Source organism: Loktanella sp. DJP18 (assembly GCF_049310965.1).
In the GTDB taxonomy this organism is placed as follows: Bacteria; Pseudomonadota; Alphaproteobacteria; order Rhodobacterales; family Rhodobacteraceae; genus Loktanella.
The window spans coordinates 1-4,244 of the sequence record NZ_JBMERN010000206.1 but is presented as its reverse complement, the minus strand read 5'-3'; the positions used below and the strand labels follow the sequence as shown (position 1 = coordinate 4,244).

4 protein-coding genes and 1 pseudogene are annotated in these 4,244 nt (G+C 58.5%); 3 read left to right on the top strand and 2 right to left on the bottom strand.

What is annotated here, in order from left to right:
* Nucleotides 1-172: 172 nt before the first annotated feature.
* The 3 genes from ACOI1H_RS23835 (at nt 173) to ACOI1H_RS23825 (ending at nt 3,067) form a co-directional block, all read left to right on the top strand.
* Entirely contained in the window at nt 173-823 is a 651-nt protein-coding gene (locus ACOI1H_RS23835; RefSeq protein ID WP_422440677.1) for a peptide-methionine (R)-S-oxide reductase, read from the top strand.
* A 182-nt stretch (nt 824-1,005) separates the two neighbouring features.
* Nucleotides 1,006-1,764: a flavodoxin family protein gene (locus ACOI1H_RS23830; protein WP_422440675.1), complete on the top strand. Its 759-nt coding sequence runs from the start codon at nt 1,006-1,008 to the stop codon at nt 1,762-1,764.
* A gap of 73 nt (nt 1,765-1,837) precedes the next feature.
* Nucleotides 1,838-3,067 (top strand): alpha/beta fold hydrolase, encoded by a 1,230-nt coding sequence (locus ACOI1H_RS23825; RefSeq protein WP_422440674.1) that lies wholly within the window; start codon nt 1,838-1,840, stop codon nt 3,065-3,067.
* A gap of 55 nt (nt 3,068-3,122) precedes the next feature.
* Here ACOI1H_RS23825 and ACOI1H_RS23820 read toward each other — a convergent pair.
* Nucleotides 3,123-3,596, bottom strand: a pseudogene (locus tag ACOI1H_RS23820) (Tn3 family transposase); the annotation flags it as partial.
* 278 nt (nt 3,597-3,874) lie between these two features.
* Nucleotides 3,875-4,244, bottom strand: a 370-nt coding sequence (locus tag ACOI1H_RS23815; RefSeq protein WP_422440672.1) for an ABC transporter permease, incomplete at its 5' end; no start/stop codon positions are given.

Below are 4,244 nucleotides of genomic sequence, written 5' to 3'. Positions count from 1 at the left end.
GCCGCCACTGCGCTCATATCGACGACGAGTGAATTCGGTCCAGGCCATTGTGATCTCCGTTCAGCTTCGCAACCGAACAGAATCACAACCTACTGAATTCACTCAACCAGTTTCGGATCGGCCTCTAAGACCACCTCTGTGAAAGGACCTTCTCATGTAGAAGGACAAAAAGGTGGAGCTGGTGGCGCGATGCCGGAAAAACACGACCATTTATCGATGCACTGAGGATGCCAATCTTCGCTTGAATCAAAGGAAATCAGACATGAACCAAGCTTCAGACAACCCGACCCGACGCCGGTTTCTGACGGCGACCGGTATGGCCGCGCTGACAGCAGGTACGGCATCCTGCGTCAACGCGGATACATCCGCAGCAAACAACGGTGCCGCAAGGTTTTATCAGCCGGACCGATCCTACGCTTACGAAGTGCGGCGGACCGAGGCTGAATGGCGCAGCCTGCTAACGCCCGCCGACTACAAAATCCTGCGGGAGGGTCACACTGAGGTGCAGAAATCCAGCCCGCTGTGGCAGGAAACTCGCGACGGTACCTACGCCTGCAAGGGATGCGACCTGAAGGCTTATGATTCGCGCTGGAAGACCCCGCGCGACAAGGGCTGGGTCTTCTTCTATCACTCGGATCCCAATGCCGTCATGACCGACATCGACGGCCCCAATCCCGCCTACGGCATGAACCCGCGCCAGAACATCGCCCTGACCGAAGTCCACTGCCGCCGCTGCGGCAGCCATTTTGGTCACCATCTGATCGTGGGCAACGATGCCCTGCACTGTGTGAATGGTGCTTCGCTGAATTTCAAAACTGCCTAGCCCGAAAGCCTCTGCCCAAACGACCATTATTACGGCCTGGGCCGCGATATCCGGCAGTAAAATACATTCCGGAAAGCATTTGTGCGAGGTTTTGCGTCCTCGATGTTAATCAAGACCGTCGCAATCATCATGCCAGAACAGAACGAAAAGCCCCGACACCAAAACTGACAAGGAACACCGCCGTGACTTTAAATGACAAGCAGTCGCAACTTTGCGAAGACAATCAGACTGACTTTGCCGATCTGAAAGCTGTGATCTTCAACACCAGCCTCAAAAAGGACGCCAGTCAATCACACACCGGACTGCTTCTGTCCGTTCCAGGTGAGATCATGGCGCGGAACGGGGTCACGGTCGAGACGATCCATGCCGCGTCCCATCACATTCCCTACGGCGTCTATCCTGACATGACGGATCACGGTTGGGATCGCGACGACTGGCCCGCATTGTGGGACAAGGTTGCCGCCGCCGATATCCTGATTATCGGGACACCGATCTGGCTGGGCGTCGAAAGCTCGCTTTGCCGGGTTCTGATCGAACGGCTTTACGGCATGTCGAGCATGCTCAATAACAAGGGCCAAAGTGTTTTCTACGGCAAGACGGGCGGTGCGGTCATCACCGGCAACGAGGACGGGATCAAGCATTGCGCGATGTCGATCCTGTATTCGCTTGGTCATCTGGGCTATACGATCCCGCCGCAGGCCGACTGTGGCTGGATCGGAGAAGCCGGACCGGGCCCGTCCTACGGTGACGCAATCGAAGGCGGCCCTGCAGGGTTCGACAATGACTTCACACAACGCAATGCCACGATCATGACCTGGAACCTGATGCACATGGCGCGGATGCTGAAAGACGCAGGTGGTTTGCCGAACCACGGCAACGGCCGCAACGCGTGGAAAGCCGGGTGCCGGTTTGATTACGAGAATCCCGAACACCGCAGCTGACGTATCCGAAGCCGGACCAGGCTATTTTACAAATGCAGGCAGTCCACGGCACCCTACCAGACAGGTAACCAACATGAAGACTGAGCGCGTCACATTCGAAGGACATTCAGGCGGCATGCTTGCAGCGCGTCTGGACATGCCAGACGGACAGGTCCGCGCGACGGCTATTTTTGCCCACTGCTTTACCTGCTCGAAAGATATTCCGGCCGCACGCCGCATCGCCAGCCGACTCGCAGCACAGGGCGTCGCAGTCCTGCGCTTCGACTTTACTGGCTTGGGTCATTCCGAAGGCGAATTTGCCAATACCCACTTCTCATCGAACGTGGAGGACCTTCTGCGAGCGGCATCTTATTTGACCGCGAGGGACATGCCTCCCACCTTGCTGATCGGTCATTCCCTCGGCGGGGCCGCGGTCATAAAGGCCGCACCGGATGTACCCGGCTTGCGGGCCGTCGTCACGATCGGTGCGCCGTTTGCACCGGGGCATGTGTCGAACAATTTTGGTGAAAAACTGGACGAAATCCGGGAAAATGGGTCAGCCACGGTCAGCCTCGCCGGACGCGACTTTACCATCAGGAAATCGTTCATCGACGACATCGGTGCGGCGTCCCTCATCGAAGCACTGCGGCATCTGGGGGCCGCATTGCTGGTGATGCACGCGCCACGTGACGCCACGGTAGGGATCGATAATGCAAGCGAGATATTTACCGCAGCACGGCACCCGAAAAGCTTCGTATCGCTCGACACCGCCGATCATCTGATCACGCAGGAGGAAGACGCAGTATACACGGCTGACATCATCGCGACCTGGTCGTCCCGGTATCTTGCCTCCCGCGACGTGAGACCCGAGGCCGTACCGCCGACGGGAGTCATACGCGTATCTGAGTATGATGCTGAAGGATTGCGGCAAGGCGTCTGCGTCGCTGGCAGACATCATTTGATTGCCGACGAACCGACCAGGGTCGGCGGTACGGATCAGGGGCCGACGCCTTACGAGTATCTTGCTGCGGCACTTGGCGCATGTACCGCAATGACGATGCGGCTTTACGCGCGCAGAAAGGATATCCCCCTCGCCCATACAGAAGTCGACGTCACTCATGATCGCGAACATCTCGCCGACTGTGAAGCCTGCGAAGATGGTACGCCCAAAGTTGACGTGTTCTCGCGAAAGATTCGTCTGGAGGGCGATTTGTCCGACGAACAACGGGCTTCGTTGCTGCGCATCGCCGACAAGTGTCCGGTGCACTGGACGCTTGAAAGCGTGGCGGTCATCAAAACCCAGCTGGTTGAAACGGCGACGTAAAACAACTTGGGGTCTGATACCGGAGAGTGCAGGATCGTACCTTAAGCCCCTTGGTTTACTGTTTTGGCCACCTGTATTCGCCCGTGAGGAGGATATGTGCCCATCCGAGGGGTGAGGTATGTGCCAGTAGCATTGGTGAGCAATCCAATCCGTCGCGTTTTCGTGCGGCGACAGCTTGACCAAGGTGTTTGCTGTTCCAGTGGATGACGATGGCGGCGAGGAGGTTGAGGCCTGCCATGCGGAAGTGCTGACCTTCGGCGGTGCGGTCGCGGATTTCACCTTGGCGACCGATGCGGAGGGCGTTTTTCAGGGCGTGGTGTGCTTCGCCTTTGTTCAGACCGATCTGAGCGCGGCGCTGCATGTCGGCGTCTAGTAGCCAGTCGATGATGAACAGCGTCCGTTCAACGCGTCCGATTTCTTTGAGGGCTTCGGCCAGCTCATGCTGGCGGGGATAGGCTGCAAACTTTCGCAGTAGTTGACTGGGCGGCATGACGCCCGCGACCATGGTAGCGGCACTGCGCAGGATGTCGCGCTGCAGCAGCGAATGATCGGAAAGAGCCCACTTCTACGGATGCTGTGATGTGGCATCGCGGACGAGCAGCAAGTCCTGCCTGTTCCGATCGGCCAATAGCCGCTGTTCGTGATAAGGGCAGCAAAGGTCGCGCTGCAGCTATACGCGCGGCATGTCGAACCGTCACGAACGGCCACCTGCGGCGATTGGCGTCTTCCACAAACCGCACAACTGCTGCCCCTACCGCTTGATGCGGAAAAACATTCTCGATCTACGGGGCAATGAGGGAGCGACTGTCATCCATCCCATAAGCGCCGGCAAGCCGCGTCTACGACAGCGTGAAGCGCCAGCGTTAGGACGGCCAGAACGATCAGCGCGGCAAACATCAGATCGATCTTCGCGCGACCGTTCGCCAGCAACATCAGGTAGCCGAGGCCGCGGGACGCTCCGACCCATTCGCCGATGATTGCACCGATCGGGGCATAGACCGCGGCAAGCCGTAAGCCCGAAGCGAAGCCGGGCATTGCGGCTGGCACGCGCAGACGCCAAAGGACGCGGCCAGGCGTGGCATTCATGACACGCGCAAGCTCCAGCCAGGGGGGCGGCGTCCGCATAAGGGCATCGAAGAAGGCGGAGGTAACCGGGAAATAGATAATCAGAAGGGCC

Coding starts and splice junctions, on each gene's coding strand:
- ACOI1H_RS23825 (WP_422440674.1), top strand. CDS start 1,838: ATGAAGACTGAGCGCGTCACATTCGAAGGACATTCAGGCGGCATGCTT.